Origin of the sequence: Streptomyces sp. NPDC051976 (genome assembly GCF_040680795.1) — a bacterium.
In the GTDB taxonomy this organism is placed as follows: domain Bacteria; phylum Actinomycetota; class Actinomycetes; order Streptomycetales; family Streptomycetaceae; genus Actinacidiphila.
This window is the reverse complement of record NZ_JBFAXL010000022.1, coordinates 111146-131912: the sequence shown is the minus strand read 5'-3', so window position 1 is coordinate 131912 and position 20767 is coordinate 111146. Positions and strand designations below refer to the sequence as shown.

At 73.4% G+C, this 20767-nt stretch carries 15 protein-coding genes and 1 riboswitch; of the genes, 5 read left to right on the top strand and 10 right to left on the bottom strand.

Annotated features, from left to right (window positions below; all coding sequences use genetic code 11):
- The first annotated feature begins 116 nt into the window (after positions 1-116).
- From AB0M29_RS22350 to sepH, 3 genes are all read left to right on the top strand, one after another.
- A complete protein-coding gene (locus AB0M29_RS22350) occupies positions 117-1403 on the top strand; it encodes an MFS transporter (RefSeq protein WP_365385076.1) in 1287 nt (428 codons plus the stop codon).
- Positions 1321-2682, top strand: coding sequence for a D-arabinono-1,4-lactone oxidase (locus tag AB0M29_RS22345; RefSeq protein WP_365385075.1), 1362 nt, complete (start codon positions 1321-1323; stop codon positions 2680-2682). The genes AB0M29_RS22350 and AB0M29_RS22345 overlap by 83 nt, the downstream gene beginning before the upstream one ends.
- A 350-nt stretch (positions 2683-3032) precedes the next feature.
- On the top strand, positions 3033-4121 hold the full coding sequence (gene sepH, locus AB0M29_RS22340; RefSeq protein WP_365385074.1) for a septation protein SepH: 1089 nt from the start codon (positions 3033-3035) through the stop codon (positions 4119-4121).
- A 265-nt stretch (positions 4122-4386) separates the two neighbouring features.
- On the opposite strand, the gene AB0M29_RS22335 is transcribed toward sepH, so the two are convergent.
- Positions 4387-5232 (bottom strand): sulfurtransferase, encoded by an 846-nt coding sequence (locus AB0M29_RS22335; protein WP_365385073.1) that lies wholly within the window; start codon positions 5230-5232, stop codon positions 4387-4389.
- A 236-nt stretch (positions 5233-5468) separates the two neighbouring features.
- Between AB0M29_RS22335 and AB0M29_RS22330 the strand changes: the two genes are divergently transcribed.
- Positions 5469-6269: a VOC family protein gene (locus tag AB0M29_RS22330; protein WP_365385072.1), complete on the top strand. Its 801-nt coding sequence runs from the start codon at positions 5469-5471 to the stop codon at positions 6267-6269.
- A gap of 26 nt (positions 6270-6295) precedes the next feature.
- Here the strand turns inward: AB0M29_RS22330 and AB0M29_RS22325 are convergent, their stop codons facing one another.
- From AB0M29_RS22325 to AB0M29_RS22300, 6 genes are all read right to left on the bottom strand, one after another.
- A complete protein-coding gene (locus AB0M29_RS22325) occupies positions 6296-7504 on the bottom strand; it encodes an ROK family transcriptional regulator (RefSeq protein ID WP_365385070.1) in 1209 nt (402 codons plus the stop codon).
- A 141-nt stretch (positions 7505-7645) separates the two neighbouring features.
- On the bottom strand, positions 7646-11299 hold the full coding sequence (locus AB0M29_RS22320) for a glycoside hydrolase family 3 C-terminal domain-containing protein (RefSeq protein ID WP_365385068.1): 3654 nt from the start codon (positions 11297-11299) through the stop codon (positions 7646-7648).
- A gap of 210 nt (positions 11300-11509) precedes the next feature.
- Complete coding sequence (locus AB0M29_RS22315; RefSeq protein WP_365385066.1) at positions 11510-12163, bottom strand: thymidine kinase; 654 nt, start codon at positions 12161-12163, stop codon at positions 11510-11512.
- 40 nt (positions 12164-12203) lie between these two features.
- On the bottom strand, positions 12204-13397 hold the full coding sequence (locus tag AB0M29_RS22310) for a nucleotide pyrophosphatase/phosphodiesterase family protein (RefSeq protein ID WP_365385064.1): 1194 nt from the start codon (positions 13395-13397) through the stop codon (positions 12204-12206).
- Positions 13397-13990 carry a DUF5998 family protein gene (locus AB0M29_RS22305; protein ID WP_365385062.1) on the bottom strand — a complete coding sequence of 198 codons (594 nt, stop codon included), beginning with the start codon at positions 13988-13990 and terminating at the stop codon, positions 13397-13399. Before AB0M29_RS22305 ends, AB0M29_RS22310 begins: the two co-directional genes overlap by 1 nt.
- 17 nt (positions 13991-14007) lie before the next feature.
- Positions 14008-16755 carry a GNAT family N-acetyltransferase gene (locus AB0M29_RS22300; protein ID WP_365385061.1) on the bottom strand — a complete coding sequence of 916 codons (2748 nt, stop codon included), beginning with the start codon at positions 16753-16755 and terminating at the stop codon, positions 14008-14010.
- A gap of 160 nt (positions 16756-16915) precedes the next feature.
- On the opposite strand from AB0M29_RS22300, the gene AB0M29_RS22295 reads away from it, so the two are divergent.
- Positions 16916-17197 carry an HPr family phosphocarrier protein gene (locus AB0M29_RS22295; RefSeq protein WP_365385059.1) on the top strand — a complete coding sequence of 94 codons (282 nt, stop codon included), beginning with the start codon at positions 16916-16918 and terminating at the stop codon, positions 17195-17197.
- A 125-nt stretch (positions 17198-17322) separates the two neighbouring features.
- Here the strand turns inward: AB0M29_RS22295 and AB0M29_RS22290 are convergent, their stop codons facing one another.
- From AB0M29_RS22290 to AB0M29_RS22280, 3 genes are all read right to left on the bottom strand, one after another.
- The gene (locus AB0M29_RS22290; protein ID WP_365385057.1) at positions 17323-18024 is read right to left on the bottom strand and encodes a GntR family transcriptional regulator; all 702 of its coding nucleotides are present in this window, start codon (positions 18022-18024) and stop codon (positions 17323-17325) included.
- A 160-nt stretch (positions 18025-18184) separates the two neighbouring features.
- Positions 18185-19006: a M23 family metallopeptidase gene (locus tag AB0M29_RS22285; RefSeq protein WP_365385056.1), complete on the bottom strand. Its 822-nt coding sequence runs from the start codon at positions 19004-19006 to the stop codon at positions 18185-18187.
- A gap of 14 nt (positions 19007-19020) precedes the next feature.
- Positions 19021-19169, bottom strand: a riboswitch (cyclic di-AMP (ydaO/yuaA leader).
- A gap of 204 nt (positions 19170-19373) precedes the next feature.
- Positions 19374-20759 (bottom strand): pitrilysin family protein, encoded by a 1386-nt coding sequence (locus AB0M29_RS22280; protein WP_365385113.1) that lies wholly within the window; start codon positions 20757-20759, stop codon positions 19374-19376.
- Positions 20760-20767 lie beyond the last annotated feature (8 nt).

Here is a 20767-nt window from a genome sequence, read left to right as displayed (position 1 = left end):
TCCGCGGCCCTCGGTCCGGCTCCCGGAAAAGGGGTTGCGCCGCTCTCGTAAGCTGTATGGACCACCTACATCCCTTACCGATCTTCGAGCAGCGGCGACAGCGCCGGGGAGCCGCAGTGACCAGCCCGTACCGCGCGATATTCGTCGCCCCAGGCACCAAGAGCTTCTCCGCCGCCGGACTCATCGGCCGGATGCCGCTGTCCATGCTGGGCATCGGCATCGTGACGATGATCTCCCAGGTCACCGGCCGCTACGGCCTCGCGGGCGCGCTCGCCGCGACGCTGGCGCTGTCGGGGGCGGCCATCGGACCGCAGATCTCCCGGCTGGTGGACCGCTACGGGCAGCGGCGGGTGCTGCGGCCGGCCAGCGCGGTGACGGTGTGCTCGGTGGCCGCGCTGCTGGCCGGGGTCGAGGCGGGGGCGCCGGACTGGGTGTACTTCGCCTGCGTGGTGGCCGCGGGCTGCACGCCGAGCATGGGCGCCATGGTGCGGGCCCGGTGGTCGGCGATCCACCGCGGCTCGGCCGAACTGCTGCACACCGCCTACTCGTTCGAGTCCGTGGTGGACGAGATCGTCTTCATCCTCGGCCCGATCCTGTCCATCGGGCTGTGCACCGTCTGGTTCGCCGAGGCCGGTCCGCTGCTGGCGGCCGCCTTCCTCGGCGTCGGCGTGTTCTGGCTGACCGCCCAGCGCGCCACCGAGCCGGCGCCGCACCCGCGCGACCACCTCTCGGACCGCTCGGTGCTGCGTGAGCCGGGTCTGCTGGTGCTGGCGGGCGTCTTCGTCGGGACCGGCGCGCTGTTCGGCGCGGTCGACGTGATCACCGTCGCCTTCGCCGACGAGCGCGGCCACAAGGCGCTGGCCAGCGTGGTGCTGGCGACCTACGCCCTGGGCTCGTGCCTGGCGGGGCTGGTTTTCGGGCTGGTGACCCCCCGCCGCTCGGCCACGGGGAGGTTCCTGCTGGGCATCGCGCTGATGGCCGTGAGTATGATCCCGCCACTACTGGTGGGAAACTTGGTGTTCCTGGCAGTGGCGCTGTTCGTGTCCGGCCTGACCATCGCTCCGACGATGGTGACCGCGATGGGCCTGATCGAGCAGCTGGTACCGCGGGCGAAACTGACCGAGGGCATCACGTGGACCTCCACGGGGATGGCGGTCGGGGTCGCCGCCGGAGCCGCCGCCGCGGGTCGGGTGATCGACGCGCACGGCGCCTCCACGGCGTTCGCGGTACCGGCCTCCGCGGCGGTCCTCGCCGCGGCGGTGGCGTTCCTCGGGTACCGCCGGCTGCGGCCGGCGCCGGAGCGGGAGGGGTCGCACAGCGATGAGCGAGCCGCAGTCGGGCATATCGACCGGGAGCACGACGACCGTCACGACGGGCAGGCCAGCCGCGAAGGCGTGGCGTAACTGGGCGGGCAACGTCTCCGCCCGGCCGCGGCGCAGCGTGGCGCCCGCCTCCGCCGGGGAACTGGCCGAGGTGCTGCGGCAGGCGGCCGAGGACGGCCTCACCGTCAAGGCGGTCGGCTCCGGGCACTCCTTCACCGCGATCGCCGCCGCCGAGGGTGTGCTGATCCGCCCCGAGGGCCTCACCGCCATCCGCGCGCTGGACCGCGCCGCGGGCACCGTCACCGTCGAGGCCGGGGTGCAGCTCAAGGAGCTGAACGCGGCGCTGGCCGCCGAGGGCCTGTCGCTGACGAACATGGGCGACATCATGGAGCAGACGGTGGCGGGCGCCATCAGCACCGGCACCCACGGCACCGGCCGCGCGTCGGGCTCCATCGCCGCCCAGATCACCGCGCTCGAACTGGTCACCGCCGACGGCTCGGTGCTGACCTGCTCCGCGACGGAGAACGCCGAGGTCTTCGCCGCCGCCCGGATCGGGCTCGGGGCGCTGGGCGTGGTCAGCGCGGTCACCTTCGCCGTGGAGCCGGTTTTCCTGCTGACCGCCCGCGAGGAACCCATGCGCTTCGAGCGGGTGATGGCCGAGTTCGACGAGCTCGTCGCGGAGAACGAGCACTTCGAGTTCTACTGGTTCCCGCACACCGACGGCTGCAACACCAAGCGGAACAACCGCAGTGCGGGCCCGGCGGCCCCGGTCCCGGCGCTGCGCGGCTGGATCGACGACGAACTCCTGTCCAACGGCGTCTTCCAGGCCGCCTGCGCGGTCGGCCGGGTCGCCCCCGCGGTCATCCCCGGCATCGCCAAGCTCTCCAGCCGCGCCCTGTCGGCCCGTACGTACACCGACATCCCGTACAAGGTGTTCACCTCCCCGCGCCGGGTGCGCTTCGTGGAGATGGAGTACGCGGTGCCGCGCGAGGCGGCGGTGGACGCGCTGACCGAGGTCAAGGCGATGGTGGACGCCTCGGACCTGCGGGTGAGCTTCCCCGTGGAGGTACGGGTGGCGCCCACCGACGACATCACGCTGTCGACGGCGTCCGGGCGGGACAGCGCGTACATCGCGGTGCACATGTACCGGGGCAGCCGCTACCAGGAGTACTTCACGGCCGTCGAGAAGATCATGACGGCCCGTGGCGGGCGTCCGCACTGGGGCAAGATGCACACCCGCGACGCCGAGTACCTCAGCGCGGCCTACCCGCGGTTCGGCGAGTTCACCGCGCTGCGCGACCGGTTGGACCCGGAACGGCTGTTCGCCAACGACTACCTGCGACGGGTGCTGGGTTCATAACCGTACGTCCCTGTTTGCCCCCGGCGCGCGCCACGAAAGTGTGAGCCGTCCCACTCAACTCCCGCCCCACGGGCCAGATTCGACGGCGCGGCAGCACACCCGGCTGGACCAAATGGAGTACCGTTGCGAATCCTGGCTCCCGGTCGCCCGTCCGGTGGTCCGGATCATGCGGGAGGGGAGTCCGACGGCACTCGTCCCGGGACGCCGGATTGGTCACGGAGAGTGGCCAACTGACCACCGTCCCATAACGGCGTGTCACCACGTAGGCCCGACACGCCGGGTAACTCCGTAAGGTTGTGGCACGCTGCACCCGGGCAGGCCACACTCGTCCAACGGGAGCAGCGACGCACGTGACGTCGGCAGGCACCACCCGGGAGGTAATCGTGCCCGAACTGCGGGTCGTGGCCGTCAGCAACGACGGCACACGCCTGGTGCTCAAAGCTGCCGACAGCACCGAATACACCCTCCCGATCGACGAGCGGCTGCGGGCAGCCGTCCGCAACGACCGGGCCCGGCTGGGCCAGATCGAGATCGAGGTCGAGAGCCATCTGCGGCCCCGCGACATCCAGGCGCGCATACGCGCCGGAGCGTCCGCGGAAGAGGTCGCGTCGATGGCGGGGATCCCGGTCGAGCGGGTGCGCCGCTTCGAGGGGCCGGTACTCGCCGAGCGCGCCTTCATGGCGGAGCGGGCGCGGAAGACCCCGGTACGGCGGCAGGGCGAGAGCACCGGTCCCCAGCTGGGTGAGGCCGTGTCCGAGCGGCTGCTGCTGCGCGGCGCGGAGAAGGACACCGTGCTGTGGGACTCCTGGCGCCGCGACGACGGCACCTGGGAGGTGCTGCTGGTCTACCGGGTCGCCGGTGAGCCGCACTCGGCGAGCTGGACCTACGACCCGCCGCGCCGCCTGGTGCAGGCGGTCGACGACGAGGCCAGGTCGCTGATCGGCGAGACGTCCTCGCAGGCCGAGGCCAAGGAAGCGAGCTTTCCGTTCGTTCCCCGGATCGCCCGGCTGCCGCGGGACCGTCCGCTGGACCGCGCGCTCGACCGGCAGCTCGAACGGCCGGAGCGTCCCGACCGGGAGGCCCGCGCCGAGGAGCAGCCGGTGGCGGAGGAGCGGGACTCGCTGACGAGCCTGCTCGAAGCGGTGCCGAGCTTCCGCGGTGACATGGTCGTACCGGCTCCCCCGCCGGTGCCGCCGGACGCCGCGCCCGCGGTCGAGGCTCCCGAGGAGACGGAGGAGGAAGCGGCTCCCGCCGCCAGTGCGGGCGCCGGTGCCGCCTACGCCGACGTGCTCATGCCGCGGGCGGTCGCCGGCCACCGCGACCGGCTGGTCGGCACCACCGACCGCCAGGCCGAGGCCGACGGCGTCCGCCCCGGCCGCCGCGCGACGGTGCCCAGCTGGGACGAGATCGTCTTCGGCAGCCGCCGCAAGAAGGAGTAGCCGCCCGGCGGGGTACGGGGCACCGCCGGTGGTCGGCCGCCGGTCGCCACCGCCGACGGCCACCGATTCGCCGCACGCACGGCTTGCCGCGCCTGCGGCGAATCGGTTCTGCACCCCGCCCGCGGCGGAACCCTTCGGTGCCGCCGCCCGACCGGCGGTCTTCGTCCGCGCCCTGCGCGTCCGGGCCGCGCCCGGCTCCGCCGCCTGTCTCGTCGTCAACCGCCGGACGGCCGCAGCCGCCCCGGCGGTTGACGGGTGGACAGGGTCAGCCCGGGGTGGGGCCGGTGGCGATGGGGCGGGTGGGGTCGGCGGTCCATTCGCTCCAGGAGCCGACGTAGAGGGCGGCGGGGATGCCCGCGGCGGCCAGGGCGAGGGCCTCGTGGGCGGCGGAGACTCCGGAGCCGCAGTAGACGCCGACCTCGGTGCCGTCCTTGGCGCCGAGCGCGGCGAAGCGGTCGGCGAGGGCCGCGGGGTCCAGGAAGCGGCCGTCGGGGCGGTAGTTGTCCATGGTGGGCGCGCTGACCGCGCCGGGGATGTGGCCGCCGACCCGGTCGATCGGCTCGACCTCGCCCCGGTAGCGCTCCCCGGCCCGCGCGTCGAACAGCAGACCGCGGCGGGCCAGCGCCGCCGCCCCGTCCGCGTCCAGCAGCGGCAGCGCGCCCGGCCGCGGCACGAAGTCGCCGCCGCCCGCCGCCGGTTCCTCGGTGCTCAGCGGGCGCCCGGCCGCGTTCCAGGCACCCAGGCCGCCGTCCAGGACGCGCACCCGGGAGTGCCCGGCCCAGCTCAGCAGCCACCAGGCGCGGGCGGCGCCCCATGTCTGCCAGTCGTCGTAGACCACGACGTCGCGGTCCCCGCTGACCCCGGCCCGCCGCATCGCGGCGCCGAAGTCGGCCAGGTCCGGCAGCGGATGGCGCCCCGCGGGCCCGGGCGGCGCCGCGAGTTCGGCGTCGAGGTCGACGTACCGCGCGCCGGGGATGTGCCCCTGGGCGTAGAGCGGTCGGCCGGGCGCCCCGCCGTGCTGCCAGCGGACGTCGAGGAGGGTGATCGCGTCCTGCGCGCCGGGTGCGTCGAGCGCGTCCGCGAGTTCGGTCACCGAGATGAGGGGTTCCATACGCATATTGTGGGCGCCCGCTCCTGGACGCGGTGCGCGGGGACCCCGCATGACGGTGACCAGGAAACGGACTTCATATGTCAATTCGGTCGCCGCGCTGCACCAGGGTGATGAATGCGGCCCGGTCAGGCCGCGCGCCGGTGCCGGTGGTGCAACGATCTCTCGTGCCCCTCCCCCTACCCCCGGGGCACGCCGGCCGGCCCATGACCACCGGCTGCCCCCGAGGAGACGTGTCCATGACCGACGTACCTACTCGGCGCCCGCCCGGCACACCCTGCTGGGTCAGCCTGATGGCCCACCAGGCCGACCTGGCACAGGATTTCTACGGCGCGCTCTTCGGCTGGGAGTTCGTCCCCGGCCCGCAGCAGCTGGGCACCTATGTGCTCGCCGAGTTGGACGGCAGACGGATCGCGGGCATCGGCGAGGGGCCGCAGGAGCCGCACCGGCCGGTCTCGTGGACCACCCTGCTCGCCGCCGACGACGTCGACCTGACCGCCGAGTTGGTGCGCGAGTGCGGCGGCACCGTCGGCATCGGGCCGCTCAACGCCAACGACGAGGGGCGGCTCGCCATCGCCGTGGACCCGTCCGGCGCGGTCTTCGGCATCTGGCAGGGCCAACTCCTCAGCGGCACCGAGGCCACCGGCGGGCCGGGCACCCTGGTCTGGAGCGAACTGGTCACCCGGGACTCGTCGCTGGTCGGCAAGTTCTACCAGGCCGTCTTCGGCTTCGGCTCCGGCGGCGCGCCGGGCGAGCGGACCGACGGCGACGAGGCCGACACGCTGGCCGACCGCATCCTGCTGCAGGTCGACGGCCGTCCGGTGGCGGGGGTGCACGGTGTCGGCCAGCGCCTGCCGCGCGACCGCGGCGCGCACTGGATGTCGTACTTCGGGGTCGCCGACGCGGACGAGGCGGCCCGCCGGGTCACCGAACTCGGCGGCCGCCTCCTCGATCCGCCGCACGACACGGTCCACGGCCGCCTCGCCACCGTCGCCGACCCGGAGGGCGCCGCCTTCTCCGTGGTGACCGCCGGCACCTGACGGCCGGCCGCCGCCGAGCGGGGGGCCTACGCCGGTTCCGCCGCCTCTCCGCCCTGGGTGGCGGAGAAGAGCAACTGCGGTGCGTCCGCGAGGACCAGGCCCGCGGCGCCGCGGACCTCCGCGCCGTCGCCCAGGCCGCCGGTGACGATCTCGACGCCCGCCGCGGCGGACGGCAGCGTGTGGCGCCGGACCCCGGCCCTGATCGGCTCCAGGATGTCGTCGCCCGCCACGGCCAGGTCGCCGCCGACCACGATCAGCGCCGGGTTGAGCAGGGTGACCAGGGTCGACAGGGCGCGGCCCACCGCGTCCCCGGCGTCCCGAACGGCCCGCAGCGCGCCCGGGTCGCGCCGCCGGACCAGCGCGGGCAGATCGCGGGCGGTGACCCGCTCGCCCCAACTGTCCGACAGCAGCCGGGCGATGGCCACCGGGCTCGCCACGGTCTCCAGGCAACCGCGGTTGCCGCAGCGGCAGATGAGGCCGTCGGCGACCAGCGGCAGATGGCCGATCTCGCCCGCGAGCCCGCGGGCGCCGAGCAGCAGCCTGCCGCGGCTGACGATGCCCGCGCCGATCCCGGCGGACAGCCGTACGTAGACCATGTCGGCGGCCCGCCGCCCGGCGCCGTACATCCGCTCGGCGAGCGCCCCGGCGTTGGCGTCGTTGGTGACCCGGGCGGGCAGCGAGGTGCGGCGGCGCAGTTCGTCGGTGAGCCGCAGGCCCACCCAGCCGGGCATGATCCCCTCGGCGCCCAGCGCGCCGCTGCCCTTCTCGACCGGCGAGGCGATCCCCGCGCCGATGCCGAGCACCCGCTCGCGCACGACGCCGGTCTCCCGCAGCGCCCTGCCGACCAGCACGGCCACCAGGTCGAGGGTCTCCTCGGGCGCCCGGTCGACGTCCTTGGCGACCCAGTGCTCCCAGAGCACCGCGCCGAACAGGTCGCACAGGATCACCCGTACGTGCTGGTGGCCGATGTCCGCGCCGACCGCGTACCCGGCGCCGGGCACCAGGGAGAGGGACTGCGCGGGGCGCCCGGTGCGGCGCGGCTCGGGCTCCTCTGGGCCCTCGTCCTCGGTGACCAGGCCGACCGCGATCAGGTCGGCGATCAGCGAGGACACGGTGGCCCTGGACAGGCCGGTGACGCGGACGAGTTCGGGCCTGCTGCTGCGCGCGGCGGTGTGCAGCGCCTCCAGGACCCGCAGCCTCCCGACCTCGCGGAGATTGACTGGTGTGTCGATCACTACCCCCCGGGTGTGTCGCTGCGTCGGCAACCGCACGCTGCCCTGTCGGTGTTGACGGCGTCAAGCTCCCTGCCCGGCGGTCCCGCCGCCGGGGACACGGAAGTTCCGCGCCCCGGCGGCGGCGCCGAAGGGCGCCCCCCGTCAGCCGCCGATCGCGACGGAGAACAGGTGCATGCCCACCTGGTGGTCGACCTGGGTCCGGCTCACGTCCGGCAGCGTGATCGCCCGCACGCTCTTGCCGGGCAGCAGGTCCACGGTGGCCGCGTACATGTGCACGGTCTGGTGCTGCTGCCCGCCGCCGTTGTTGAGGTACGGGGTGGTGGCGGCGATGTCGCTGCCCTGCGCGGCTGATCCCGACCACCAGTCGGCGAGCGCCAGCGCGTAGGTCTGGGTGCTCCCGTCGGTGTAGACGATGGTGCCGGTGCCCGAGGAGGCGCCGAAGGCGCTGGTCCCCACGAAGCCCAACTTGGCGCCGGTGCCGGTGAGCTCGACGGCCTGGCCGCCCGCGACCGCGTTGTCGGGCTGCCCGGTGCCCGCGGTGGCGGGCCAGGGGAAGGACACCCCGTCGTGGTCGGTGGAGTGGCCCGGGGTCCAGCCCTCGGCCGCCAGCGCCTGCAGGGAGAAGCTGGCTCCCTCGGCGTCGATGCTGCCGGTGCCGGTGTGGGCGTCGTCGCTGACGCCGGAGTTGCCGTAGGCCGCGGACAGCGACGGGTACGGCACGCTGACCGGTGCCTGGGCGCCGTGGTCGCCGCCGGGTGTGCTGACGGTGACGGACAGCGCGAAGGCGTCGGGTGCGGTGCCCTCGGGGACCGTGACCTGCCAGGTGGTGGTCACGGACGCGCCCGCGCCGACCTGGTCGAAGGTCGCGGGGGTGGTGGCGGTGGCCGTCCAGCCGGAGGGCGCGGCCAGGGCGACCGTCACCGGGCCGACGGGCGCGGCGCCGCCGTTGGTGTAGGTGGTGGTCGCGGTGAGTGTGGAGCCCGCCTCGGCGATGGGCAGCGCCTTGAGGGTGAGGGAGCCGCGGACCACGATCGCGGTGGAGCCGGTCACGCCGCCGACGGTCGCCGAGATGGTGGCGGCGCCGTCGGCGACAGCGTGGACCAGTCCGTCGGCGTCGACCGTGGCGACCGCCGGGTCACTGCTGGCGTAGCTGACCTTCGCGGTCTTCAGGTCGACGAACGACTGGTCGGCGGCGACCGCCTCCACCACGCCGTCCGCGGTGATCGAGCGGTCGCGGTGCTCCTTCGCCGGGTCGGTGTCGTCCTTGATCCACCGGTTCCTCCCCGTCAGGCTGAAGGTGTCGCCCGCGTTGTAGACGACGTTCTCCGGCTGCACGGTCACATAGCGCACCTTCGGTGTCAGGGCGCCGCTGATCCGCACCGCCGCCTCGCCCGCGACATGCGCGGAGTCCGGGCCGATCCGGAAGCTGTAGGCGCCGTCGTACACCGTCTGCCGGGAGTGCGCGGCGTCCCAGGAGGAGAGGTCCGCGGCCCGCACGGTGAGCGTCAGGTGCTGGCTCCTGCCGGGCTTGAGGACCTTGGTCTTGGCGAAGCCCACCAGCCGCTCGGCGGGCAGTTCGACGCCGGGGACGGTGAACTGGGTCGCCGCGTAGAGCTGCGCCACCGTGGCGCCCGCCGTCGCGCCGGTGTTCGTCACGTCGACGCCGATCTTGACGGTGCCGTCCGCGGAGATCCGGTCGTGGTTCGCGGTGACGCCGGAGAAGGCGAACGTGCTGTAGCTGAGGCCGTATCCGAAGGGGTAGGTCGGCGTGCCGGTGAAGTACCGGTAGGTACGGCCGAGTCCGCCGGTCCGCGCGGGTGTCAGGCCGTAGTTCTGCTTGTCGGGGAGCTGGGAGTCGTCCTTGTACCAGGTGAAGTTCAGGTGCCCCGAGGGGTTCTGGGCGCCGAAGAGCACGTCGGCGAGCGCGGTGCCCTGGGCCTGGCCGTTGTAGCCGCTGAAGAGGATCGAGGAGACCGGGGAGGCGGCGGACTGCTCGCTGTCGAGGGTGACGGGGCCGTCGGACTGGACGACGAGCGCGAGCCTGTCGTTGCCCAGGGCCGCGGTCTGGTCGATCAGCGACTGGTAGTTGCCGGGCATGGCCAGGTTCGTACGGTCCTTGCCCTCGTCAGCGTTGGCCTGGGTGGTGCCGACACAGACCACGACCAGGTCGGCGGCCTTCACCGCCGCCTTGGTCGCGTCGGAGAGCACCGCGGGTGTGGTCGCCGTGGCGGAGGACCGGGCGGCGTCGTAGACCACCGACGCCGTGGGGTTCGCGGCGTACACGGCGTTCTTGATGCCCTGCAGCGGGCTGGTCCGGTGGCTGGGGTCGCCCGAGTAGAGGCCGAGGGAGGTGGTGCCCGCGAGGTCGCCGAGGACGACCACCTTCCTGGACGTGGCGAGGGACGCGGGCAGCAGCGGTGTCTTCGCGGCGGCGGGCGCGCGGTTCTTCAGCAGTACCAGCGAGTTGTCGGCGACGGTGGTCGCCAGCGCCTGGTGCGCCGGGCTCTCGATCTGGTCCTTGGTGATGGCGGTGTACGGCACCGAGCCCGCCGGGTCGAACTCGCCGGTCTCCATCCGGACGGTGAAGACCTTCACCAGAGCGGTGTCGATGACGCCCTCGCTGAGCGCGCCCGCGGCGATGGCGGCCGTGATGTTGGCGGTGGTCGCCTCGTCACCGGTGCAGTTCAGGTCGGTGCCCGCCCGCAGCGCGTACGCCTGGCCGCCGGCCTGTCCGGACAGCGTCTTCCCGGTCGCGGTCTCGGTCCACGTGGGGTCAGCCTTGTGGTCGGTGGTCCAGCCGGGCGGCGCCCAGTCGTGACCGCCGGGGAACTGCCGCCAGTTGGTGCCGACGGCGCCGCAGTCCGAGGTGATGTAGCCGTTGAACCCGTAGGTGCGCCGGGCGAGTTCGTCGGTGGTGTAGGTGTCGGACACCGACGGGGTGCCGTTGATGGCGTTGTACGAGGTCATCAGCCCGGCGACGTGCGCGTCCTCGATCAGCGTGCGGAACTGCGCGGTGTAGTAGTCCCGTAAGGAGGTGTCGTCGACGTCGGAGCTGATGCCGGTGCGGTCGTCCTCGACGTTGTTGAGCGCGTAGTGCTTGGCGGTGGCGGCGACCTTGAGGTAGCCGGTCTGCGAGGTGCCGTCCGGGTTGTTGCCCTCGTACCCGTCGACGAACTGGCCCGCCATCCGGCCGGTGAAGTACGGGTCCTCGCCGAACGCCTCGTCGGTCCTGCCCCACCGCGGGTCGCGGTCGAGGTTGACGGTGGGCGCCCAGAAGGTCAGCGAGCCGTAGTCGTCGGCGGACGGGCCGAGGTTGTTCTGGCCGGTGTCCCACAGCGACTTGTCGACGAAGCCGCGCACCTCGTCGGAGATCGCGGTGCTCTCCTGGTAGATCAGATCGGGGTCCCAGGACATGGACGAGGCGAAGTTGGTGGGGAAGCTGGTGGCGTGCACCCCGCCGCTCGCGCCGCCGTTGCGGGCGTCCGCGCCGAGGGTGTTGACGCCGTGCTGGCCCTCGCTCCAGTAGGTGTACTGCTGCACGCCGAGCCGGGGGATGGCCGGTCCGCTGTTGGTGCTGAGCTGCTGGACCTTCTCCTGGAGCGTCATCCGCGACACCAGGTCGGCGGCCCGCTCCTGGAAGGAGTGGTGCGTGTCGAGGTAGATCGGGCTGGTGGCCGCCGCCGCCCGGGGCGCGTCCGCCGCCGCCGGCGGGCTGTAGCCCGCGGCCAGTCCTGTCACGCACACCAGGGCGCAGACCGCGGCCAGTCCCGCGCGCCGTTGCTTGTGCTCGTCCATCCTGCCTCCGTCGTCGTCGAGCAGGGGCCCCAGGAGTGACTTCCGTGCAAGTCCGAAGAAACTCCGGGGCTCGCGTTGTCAATTGCGCAGTGTGTGGCCATGTTTGACGCAACGTCAAGAACGCGATCCGGATCCGGGCGCTGGATATTGGCCGATGCCGACGGAAATCAGGACGTCAGGCGGACGTGAGAACGGACGTCAGGACGGGCCTCAGGACGAAGGCGCCATCGGGAGGACGTCGGGCGAGAGGGTGGCGGCCCGCGCGCTCGCGGCGGTCATCCGCCGGGTGTGGTGGCGGCGGCACAGCACCTCGTAACCGACCTCGGTGCCGGGCCGGTTGACGTCGCCGACGACGACCTGGGCGCCCTCGACGACCATCGAGCCGCCTACGGTGCGCGCGTTGTGGGTGGCGCGGGCGCCGCACCAGCACAGCGCCTCGACCTGCAGCACCTCTATTCGGTCGGCCATCTCGACCAGCCGCTGCGAGCCGGGGAAGAGCTTGCTGCGGAAGTCGGTGGTGATACCGAAGGCGAAGACGTCCAGGTCCAGGTCGTCCACGATCCGGGCGAGTTGGTCGACCTGCGCGGGGGTGAAGAACTGCGCCTCGTCCACCAGGACGTAGTCCGCCCGGCCGCCCGCCGAGAGATGGCCGACCAGGTGCGCGTAGCAGTCGAAGGCGTCCGTGGTCTCGGTGGCCTTGGTGGACAGCCCGAGCCGGGAGGAGAGTACGCCCTCACCGGCCCGGTCGTCGCGGGTGAAGATCATGCCCTGCAGTCCGCGGGCCGAGCGGTTGTGCTCGATCTGGAGGGCGAGGGTGCTTTTCCCGCAGTCCATCGTGCCGCAGAAGAACACAAGCTCGGGCATGGCGGAGCGACGCCTTTCGGTGGAACCGGCAGGAGGGATCTCAGGAGCGTACTTCGAGCAGCGGTACGAGCTGTTCGACGGGGGTCATCGAGCCGTGCAGACCGGTCATCTTCGACTCCCCCGGCTCCGTACGGCTGGCCACGATCGCCATGTCGTCGCGGGCGGCGGCCACCACGTCCCCGATCCGGCCGAGCACCCGCGCGTCCACGTGCGGGCCGAACCACCCCGCCGCGATCGCCTCGTCCCGGCTCGCCACCCACATCCGGTCGCCGAGCACCTCGCGCCACACCGCGTACACGTCGGCGGCGGCGCCCGGCACCGCGTAGACATGGCGGGCCCGGCCCTCGCCGCCGAGCACCGCGACCCCGGCGCCCAGCTCCCAGTCGTCGTCGAAGTCGATCCGCGACTCCTCGTCGAAGGGGATGTCGATCATGCCGTGGTCGGCGGTGACGTACAGGACGCTGCGCGGCGGGAGCTGCTCGGCGAGCCGCTGCACCAGCCGGTCGACCATCATCAGCTGGCCGCGCCAGGCGTCGGAGTCGACGCCGTGCCGGTGGCCCATGGCGTCCAGCTCGCTGTAGTACGTGTAGACCAGCGCGCGGTCGGCGGCGGCCAGCCGGTCCGCGGCCAGGTCCACCCGGTCCTCGCCGCCGAGCCTGCCGTGGAAGGTGCCGCCGGACAGCGCGACCTTGGTCAGCGGGGTCTGCTGGAAGGTCGGCGAGGAGACCTGGCAGGTGGCGATCCCGGCCGCGTCGGCCAGCGAGAAGACGGTGGGGTGCGGCTGCCAGACCCGCGGCTCGGTCCACGGCTGCCAGCGGAGCTGGTTCATCAGCTCGCCGGTGTCCGGGTTGAGCGCGGTGTAGCCCGCCAGGCCGTGCGCGCCCGGCGGCAGCCCGGTGCCGACCGACGCGAGCGAGGTCGCGGTGGTGGCGGGGAAGCCTGCGGTCAGCGGCCTGCCGGTGCCGCCCAGCGAGCCGGCCAGCAGCGAGGTCAGATACGGCGCCTCGCCGGGGTGCGCGCGCAGCTGCTCCCAGCCGAGGCCGTCGACGAGGAAGACGCACACCCGGTCGGCGGGGGCGAGTTCCAGCCCGGTCACGGGCATGCCGGGGACAGCGAAGGCGGCGGTGGCCGCCGGGATCAGGTCGCAGAGCGAACCGGTGCCGTACGCGGGGGCGGGCGCGGTGCGCGGGTCGAGTGGCGCGGGGTCGTCCGCGTCATGGAGCGGGTGGACCATCAGTCGCTGGCCGCGGTCGCCTCGGAGAGCGCCTGGGCGAAGGCCAGCGTCTGCCGAACGGTGTCGGGGCCGTCCCCCGCCTCGCTCACCCGCAGCGACAGGTCGTCGGCGGTGGAGGAGCCCGTGTAGCCGTGGTCGGCCTCGCAGTTCGGGTCGCCGCACGCGGCCGGCTCCAGGTCGAGCCGCGACACCGCGCCCCAGCCGATGGTGAGCACGACCTCGCGGGGCAGGGTGCCGGGCGTGTACGACTCCGGGTTGGCCACCACCCGGCTGACCACCACCGACGAGATCCGGCCGATCTTCACGGACTCGGTGGAGGTGGTGGCGTACGGCGTCGGCGAGGTGTCGTCGGCGGCCTGCTCGTCGGTGTGGCTGACGATGAAGCGGCTGCCGGTGAGCACGAGCACGGTGACATGGCGGCGGACCTCGTTCGCGTCGAACGTGGTCTCCTGGTGGACGAGGTACGAGGACACCGGTTCCCGCCCGACAGCGGCTTCGACGGCCTCCGCCACCAGTGTGGGGTAGTAGCCGCTGCGCTCGATGGCCGTGCGCAGGCCCTGAGTCGTCGTACCGGTCTTCGCCATGCCGCCCATCCTAATGGCGTGTCCGCTCAGAACGACGACAGTGCGCGAGGCCCGAGGTCGGTCCTGGCGGGCGGCCGGGCCAGCCGGACGGACGCGCCGAGCACGGTCAGGCCGCGCGCCGCGACCACGACGGGTTCGAGGTCCACCGCGACCACCTCGGGCAGGTCGGCGGTGAGCAGCGACACCCGCAGCAGCAACTCCTCCAGGGCGCCGGTGTCGACCGGTTCCGCGCCGCGCCAGCCGAACAGCAGCGGCGCCGCCTTGATGGAGCGCACCAGCTCGGCCGCGTCCCGGTCGGTGGCGGGGACCAGCCGGTGGGCGGTGTCCCCGAGCAGTTCCGAGGGCGCGCCCGCCAGACCGAACGACAGCACGGCGCCCACCGCCGGGTCCACCCCGGCGCGTACCACCGTGTCGACCCCGCGCGGCGCCATCGCCTGCACCACCGGGCGCAGCTCCGCCGGGCCGCCGAGCCGGGCGGTGAGCTCGTCGTAGGCCCGCCGCAGGTCGCCCTCGTCGGCGAGGTCGAGCCGGACGCCGCCGAGGTCGGCGCGGTGCCGCAGATGGGGCGCGGTGGTCTTGAGCGCCACCGGGTAGCCGAGCCGGGCGGCGGCGGCCACCGCGCTCGCCGGGTCGGGCGCGGGCAGCGCGCCGCGCACCCGGATGCCGTACCTGCCCAGCAGGGTCGCGGTGTCCGCCTCGCCGAGGACGATCTCCTCCCCCTGCTGCTCCCCCTCGGGCAGCAGCCGGCGTACGTCCTCGGCCGCCGCGGCCTCCTGGATGTCCTCGAACTGCGGGACGCGGCCCGGCTCGGCGGCGGTGGTCCGCCAGGCGGCGTACGCGGCGGCCTCGGCCAGCGCCCGTACCGCCCGGTCGGGCGCGGGGTAGGCGGGGACGCGGGCCCCGCCGCCGTCGACCGCGCTGAGCCGGTCGGCCATGGTGTCCAGGGCGAGGTGGACGACGACCACCGGTTTGTGGCTGTCCGCGGCGGCGACCGCCCGGCGCAGCGCGGCGGCGAGCACCGGGTCGTCGCCGGACTCCTGGTCGGGGTCGTCCTCGGAGCCGACCCGCGGGATGGCGGTGACGACGACGGCGTCGCTGCCGGGGTCCGCGAGCGCGATGGCCAGCGCGGTGGCGAAGTCGTCAGGAGTGGCGGCGGTGGTGAGGTCCAGCGGGGCGTACGGCCGCATCCCCGCGGTCAGCGCCGCGTCGTAGGTGAGCAGGCCGAGCGACTCGGAGTTGCCGAGCACCGCCAGCCGGTCCCCCGGCGGCAGCGGCTGGAGCGCCAGGTAGAGACCGGCGTCCAGGAGTTCGGTGACGGTGTCGACGCGGATCACCCCGGCCTGCCGGAACAGCGCGCTGACGGTGGTGTCGGGGATGCGGGTGACGGGCACGGCGTGCCCGGCGGGGACCGAGCCGGAGTGGAGCGCACCCTTGACCACCACCACGGGTTTGGCGGCGGCGGTACGGCGGGCGAGCCGGGTGAACTTGCGCGGGTTGCCGAACGATTCGAGGTACATCAGCACCGCGTGCGTGTCGGGGTCGTCCTGCCAGTACTGCAGCAGGTCGTTGCCGGAGACGTCGGCGCGGTTCCCCGCCGAGACGAAGGTGGAGGGGCCCGCGCCGCGGGCGTGCAGCCCGGACAGCAGGGCGATGCCGATGGACCCGGACTGGGTGAACAGGCCGAGCCGCCCGGTGTGCGGCATCGCGGGCGCCAGCGAGGCGTTGAGCCGGATGTCCGCGGCGGTGTTGAGGACGCCGAAGGAGTTGGGGCCGATCACCCGCATGCCGTGGCCGCGGGCCTGTCTGACCAGGTCGCGCTGCCGCTCCCGGCCCGCGGGGCCGCTCTCCGAGTATCCGGCGGCGACCACCACCAGTCCCTGGACACCGGCCGCGCCGCAGTCGTCGACGGCCTCCGGGACCTGCTCGGCGGGGACCGCGACGACCGCCAGGTCGACGGCGCCGCCGATCTCGCGGACCGAGCGGTGGCCGGGCACGCCGTCGATGACGGTGCCGTCCTCGGGGAAGGAGCGGTTGACCGCGTAGACCTGCCCGGTGAAGCCGCCCGCGACGATGGAGCGCAGCAGGGTGCGGCCGACGCCGCCGGGCCTGCGGCCGGTGCCGATCACGGCGACCGAGCCGGGCCGCAGCAGCCGCTGCACCGAGCGGGCCTCGGCGCGGTGCTCGCGGGCCCGCATGACCTGGACCGACTCCTCGGTGGGCTCCAGGTCGAGGTCGAGGTGGACCACGCCGTCGGTGAAGCTGCGCTGCTGGGTGAAGCCCGCGTCGGTGAAGACCTTCACCATCTTGCGGTTGGCGGGCAGCACTTCGGCGGTGAAGTGCAGGATGCCGCGCTCCCTGGCGACCGCGGCGATGTGTTCGAGCAGCGCGGAGGCGACACCGCGGCCCTGGTGGGCGTCCTGCACCAGGAAGGCGACCTCGGCGCGGGTGCCGCCCCGCCCCGAGACGGCCCGCCCGTTGTCGTCGGTGCGGTCGTAGCGGACGGTGGCGATGAAGTCGCCGCCGACGGTGGCGGCCAGCCCGACGCGGTCGTCGTAGTCGTGGTGCGTGAAGCGGTGCACGTCCCGGTCGGACAGCCGCGGGTAGGGCGCGAAGAAGCGGTAGTACTTCGACTCGTCCGAGACCTGCTCGTAGAAGCCGACCAGCCGCCCCGCGTCGTCCGGGCCGATCGGTCTGATGTGGGCGATGCCGCCGTCGCGCAGGACGACGTCCGCCTCCCAGTGCACCGGGTACGAATGAGCTGGCTGCGCCGTCATGGGCCCAGGGTAAGCGCGGGCCCGCCCCGCTCGCGGGGGCGACGCACAGCGGGCAGGCTGAGGTGGCGGCGGATCCGCCGGTGCCGGTCCGTGTGCCGGAGCAGCCCTCCGGCCGTGCGAAACTGGTCTAGACAACTGGAACGACCCGAAGGGCAGCACCATGGTTGAGCGCCGTGTCAACGTCGGCTGGGCTGAGGGCCTGCACGCCCGCCCCGCGTCCATCTTCGTCCGCGCGGCGACCGCCGCCGGCGTCCCCGTGACGATCGCCAAGGCCGACGGCAACGCCGTCAACGCCGCGTCCATGCTGGCCGTGCTCAGCCTCGGCGCGACCGGCGGCGAGGAGATCGTGCTCGCCTCCGACGCCGACGGCGCCGACGCCGCGCTCGACCGGCTGGCGAAGCTCGTCGCCGAGGGCCTGGAGGAGCTGCCCGAGACCGTCTGACGGATTCACTCCGCCACCGGGCACGGGAATTCAGCGGGGCCGGACAATCCCACAGGATTGCTCCGGTCCCGCTTTATCGCATTTACGGGCGCCGCAATTCTACGACCTTGTATACGGTGTGTTTGTTAATTGCGGCGGCGCCCCGCGTTGACGGGGTGTTTCAGGATCCTCACCGCGGACCCCCGCTCCACATGGACGGCGGCCAGCCGCCTGGCCCGCTCGGCGTCGCCCCGGGCCACCGCGTCCACGATCGCGGCGTGCTCCTCCCAGGACTCCGCCGCACGGACCGCGGCGCCGTTCCCGTACACCCAGGCGATCTTGTGGCGGAGCTGGGTGAGCAGCGCGGCCAGGGTCGGGCTGCCGGACGCCTGCGCGAGCGTCTCGTGGAACCAGCCGCTCAGCGACGGCAGGTCCGACAACTGCCCCTGCACCGCCCGCTCCTGACCAAGGCGTACGAGCCCGCGCAGCACCTTCAGATGCGCGTCGCTGCGACGCTGAGCCGCACGCGCGGCACCCAGCGGCTCCAGCAGGCCCCGCAGTTCCAGCAGATCGGCGGCCTCCTGCTCGGTCGGCTCGGCGACCGAGGCCCCGGCGTGTCTGCGGGTGCGGACGAACCCCTCGGACTCCAGTGTGCGCAGCGCCTCGCGCACCGGCACCCGCGAGACGCCGTACCGCTGGGCGAGCAGTTCCTCGGTGAGGCGGCCGCCGGGCGGGAAGTAACCGCCGACGATGTCGTCCCTGATGGCCGTACACACCACCTGGGCGGAGATACGCCGGCCCGAGCCGTCCGTGCCGTTCACAGCCGATTCCGCATCGCAGGACCCCATTCTTTTCCCCTATTGTGCGCGACTCCATTCCAGCACACCGGAGAATGGGAAAGCAGCCACCAGAATTCAGGATTGTCCGGGGAGAAACGGACGCACGAAGGCCCCGGCTGGGGGGAAGCCGGGGCCTTCGGTCAGGGGGCGCCGTGGTGGCGCGAGGGGGTCAGACGTTGACGCCGTGTGCGCGCAGGTACGCGACGGGGTCGATGTCCGAGCCGTAGTCAGGGGTGGTGCGCACCTCGAAGTGCAGGTGCGGCCCCGTCACGTTGCCGGTGGCACCGGAGATGCCGATCCGCTGGCCGGCGGTGACCGTCTGCCCGGCCGAGACCAGGGCCTCGGTGAGGTGGCCGTAGACGGTGTACTTGCCGTCGGCGTGCCGGATGATCACGTCGTTGCCGTAGCTGCCGTCCCAGCCCGAGGAGACCACGGTGCCCGCGGCGACGGCGTGCACCGAGGTGCCGGAGTCGACCAGGAAGTCCACACCGGTGTGGTAGCCGCTGGCCCAGTTGGACCCGGCCGCCTTGTACTCGGTGCCGATCGGCGCCGAGCCGACCGGCCTGGTGTAGGCGAGCGCGGCACGGGCGGCGGCCCGGGCGGCGCGCTGCTTCTGCAGCTCGCGCAGCGTCCTGGCGCGGGCTTCGGCCTTTGCCTTCGCCTCCGCCGCGGCCTTGGCCCTGGCGGCGGCCTGCTGCCGGACCTGCTCGGCCTCGGCCTTCGCGGTGTCGGCCGCCTTGTGCTGCGCGTCGGCCTGGACGGCGAGCGAGTGGACCAGGGAGTCGGTCACGTCGAGCGCCTGGGCCAGCGAGGTGCTCTGGGCTGCCTCGGGCTCGGCCTGCCCGGGGGCGGCCATCGCGCTGGAGCCGAAGGCGCCGGTGGCGGTGAGGACGACGACGCCGGCCATGGTGGCGCGGGTGCGGCCGGAGCCCGGGGCGCGGTGGGCACGGCGGTGCTTCCCGCGGGAGGCGGGCAGAACGGTGAACGCCATGGAGAGGCGTCGCTCCTTTCCTTCCTTCTCGCCTACCGGGTTAGCTGACGGGTTCGGAGCAGGAAGGTCTCCTACGGGACCGCCGCACAGGGCGGAAGATCCCGATTCACCCCAGGGACGTGGGTCCCCGGCTCCCCTGACGGGGACTCGGCGATGTGTGCCCGGGGCCGCTGGTGGCGACCGCTGCTGGCGGGCAACGAGCGAAGACGCTAGCCGCGTACTCGCCGATACACCAAACAGATCAGCCGATTTGTTGGCTTCGCCACACCCCCGCGGACTCCCCGAACACCCGCCCATAGTGCCGGAAAACGGGCGGAACCCCGGTGCCACCAGCGGCGACCGGGGTTCCGTCACAACAGGTGCGCGATCAGCCGCTGGTGACCACCTTCACCGGGCCGATGCCGACCTCGCGCACCGGTCCCTCGATGGCGGCCGCGTCCCCGACCAGGACCACCACGAGCCGGTCGAGCGGGAAGGCGTTGACCACCGCGGCGGTCGCCTCGACGGTGCCGGTCTCCACCAGCCGCGCGTACAGCTTCGCCTGGAAGTCGTCGGCGAGTTGCTGCTCGACCTGGTCGGCGAAGGTGTCGGCGACGGCCGCCGCGGTCTCGTAGCGCAGCGGTGCCACGCCCACCAGGTTCTGCACGGCGACGTCCCGCTCCTCGTCGGTCAACCCGCCGTCGGCCAGGGTGCGGATGACCTGCCAGGCGTCGGCCAGCGCCGGTCCCGTCACCTCGGTGGCGACCGAGCCGCTGATGCCCATCAGCGCGGCCCCTGTGGCGCCCTGCGGCGAGCTGGGGGCGGAGCTGAGCAGCACCTGCCCGAAGGCCCGTACGCCGTAGGTGTAGCCCTTCTCCTCGCGCAGCACCCGGTCCAGACGGGATGTCAGGGTGCCGCCGAGGCAGTAGGTGCCGAGTACCTGGGCCGCCCACACCGGGTCGTGCCGGTCGGCGCCGGCCCGTCCGATGAGGACCTGCGTCTGCACCGCGCCCGGCCGGTCCACGATCACCACCCGCGCGGTGTCGTCGGCGGTGATGGCAGGACGGGGGCGCGGCTGCGCCGTGGAGCCGGTCCACGCGCCCAGGGTGTCCTGGAGCAGTGCGGGCAGCTCGATACCGGTGAGGTCGCCGACCACCACGGCGGTCGCCGTCGACGGCCGCACATGGGCGGCGTAGAAGGCGCGTACGGCCGCCGCGTCGATCATCCGGACGGTGTCCTCGGTGCCCTGGCGCGGGCGGGAGCAGCGCAGTTCGGGCGCGAACAGCTCCTTGGACAGCGCCATGGCGGCCCGGCGGCCGGGGTTGGCCAGCTCGTGCGGGATCTCGTCGAGCCGGTTGGCCACCAGCCGCTTGACCTCGTCCTCCGGGAAGGCCGGTGCGCGCAGCGCGTCGGCGAGCAGGCCGAGCGCCTTGTCCAGCCGGGAGGCGGGCACTTCGAGGGAGACCCGCACCCCCGGGTGGTCGGCGTGCGCGTCCAGGGTGGCGCCGCAGCGCTCGAGTTCGGCGGCGAACTCCTCGGCGGTGTGCTTGTCGGTGCCCTCCGACAGCGCCCTGGCCATGATGGTGCCGACGCCGTCCAGGCCCTTGGGCTCGGCGTCCAGCGGCGCGTCGAGCAGCACCTCGACGGCGACGACCTGCTGTCCCGGCCGGTGGCTGGTGAGCAGGGTCAGCCCGTTGCCGAGCGTCGAGCGCTCCGGCGCCGGGAAGGCCCACGGCTTGGGCTCACCGGCCTGCGGCTGGGGGTGGAACGTCATGACGGCCG

Bases quoted from the DNA above. Each gene is read 5' to 3' on its own strand.
- AB0M29_RS22345 (WP_365385075.1), top strand. From the start codon at position 1,321: ATGAGCGAGCCGCAGTCGGGCATATCGACCGGGAGCACGACGACCGTC.
- AB0M29_RS22335 (WP_365385073.1), bottom strand. From the start codon at position 5,232: ATGGAACCCCTCATCTCGGTGACCGAACTCGCGGACGCGCTCGACGCA.
- AB0M29_RS22330 (WP_365385072.1), top strand. From the start codon at position 5,469: ATGACCGACGTACCTACTCGGCGCCCGCCCGGCACACCCTGCTGGGTC.
- AB0M29_RS22320 (WP_365385068.1), bottom strand. From the start codon at position 11,299: ATGGACGAGCACAAGCAACGGCGCGCGGGACTGGCCGCGGTCTGCGCC.
- AB0M29_RS22315 (WP_365385066.1), bottom strand. From the start codon at position 12,163: ATGCCCGAGCTTGTGTTCTTCTGCGGCACGATGGACTGCGGGAAAAGC.
- AB0M29_RS22310 (WP_365385064.1), bottom strand. From the start codon at position 13,397: ATGGTCCACCCGCTCCATGACGCGGACGACCCCGCGCCACTCGACCCG.
- AB0M29_RS22305 (WP_365385062.1), bottom strand. From the start codon at position 13,990: ATGGGCGGCATGGCGAAGACCGGTACGACGACTCAGGGCCTGCGCACG.
- AB0M29_RS22300 (WP_365385061.1), bottom strand. From the start codon at position 16,755: ATGACGGCGCAGCCAGCTCATTCGTACCCGGTGCACTGGGAGGCGGAC.
- AB0M29_RS22295 (WP_365385059.1), top strand. From the start codon at position 16,916: ATGGTTGAGCGCCGTGTCAACGTCGGCTGGGCTGAGGGCCTGCACGCC.
- AB0M29_RS22290 (WP_365385057.1), bottom strand. From the start codon at position 18,024: ATGGGGTCCTGCGATGCGGAATCGGCTGTGAACGGCACGGACGGCTCG.
- AB0M29_RS22285 (WP_365385056.1), bottom strand. From the start codon at position 19,006: ATGGCGTTCACCGTTCTGCCCGCCTCCCGCGGGAAGCACCGCCGTGCC.
- AB0M29_RS22280 (WP_365385113.1), bottom strand. From the start codon at position 20,759: ATGACGTTCCACCCCCAGCCGCAGGCCGGTGAGCCCAAGCCGTGGGCC.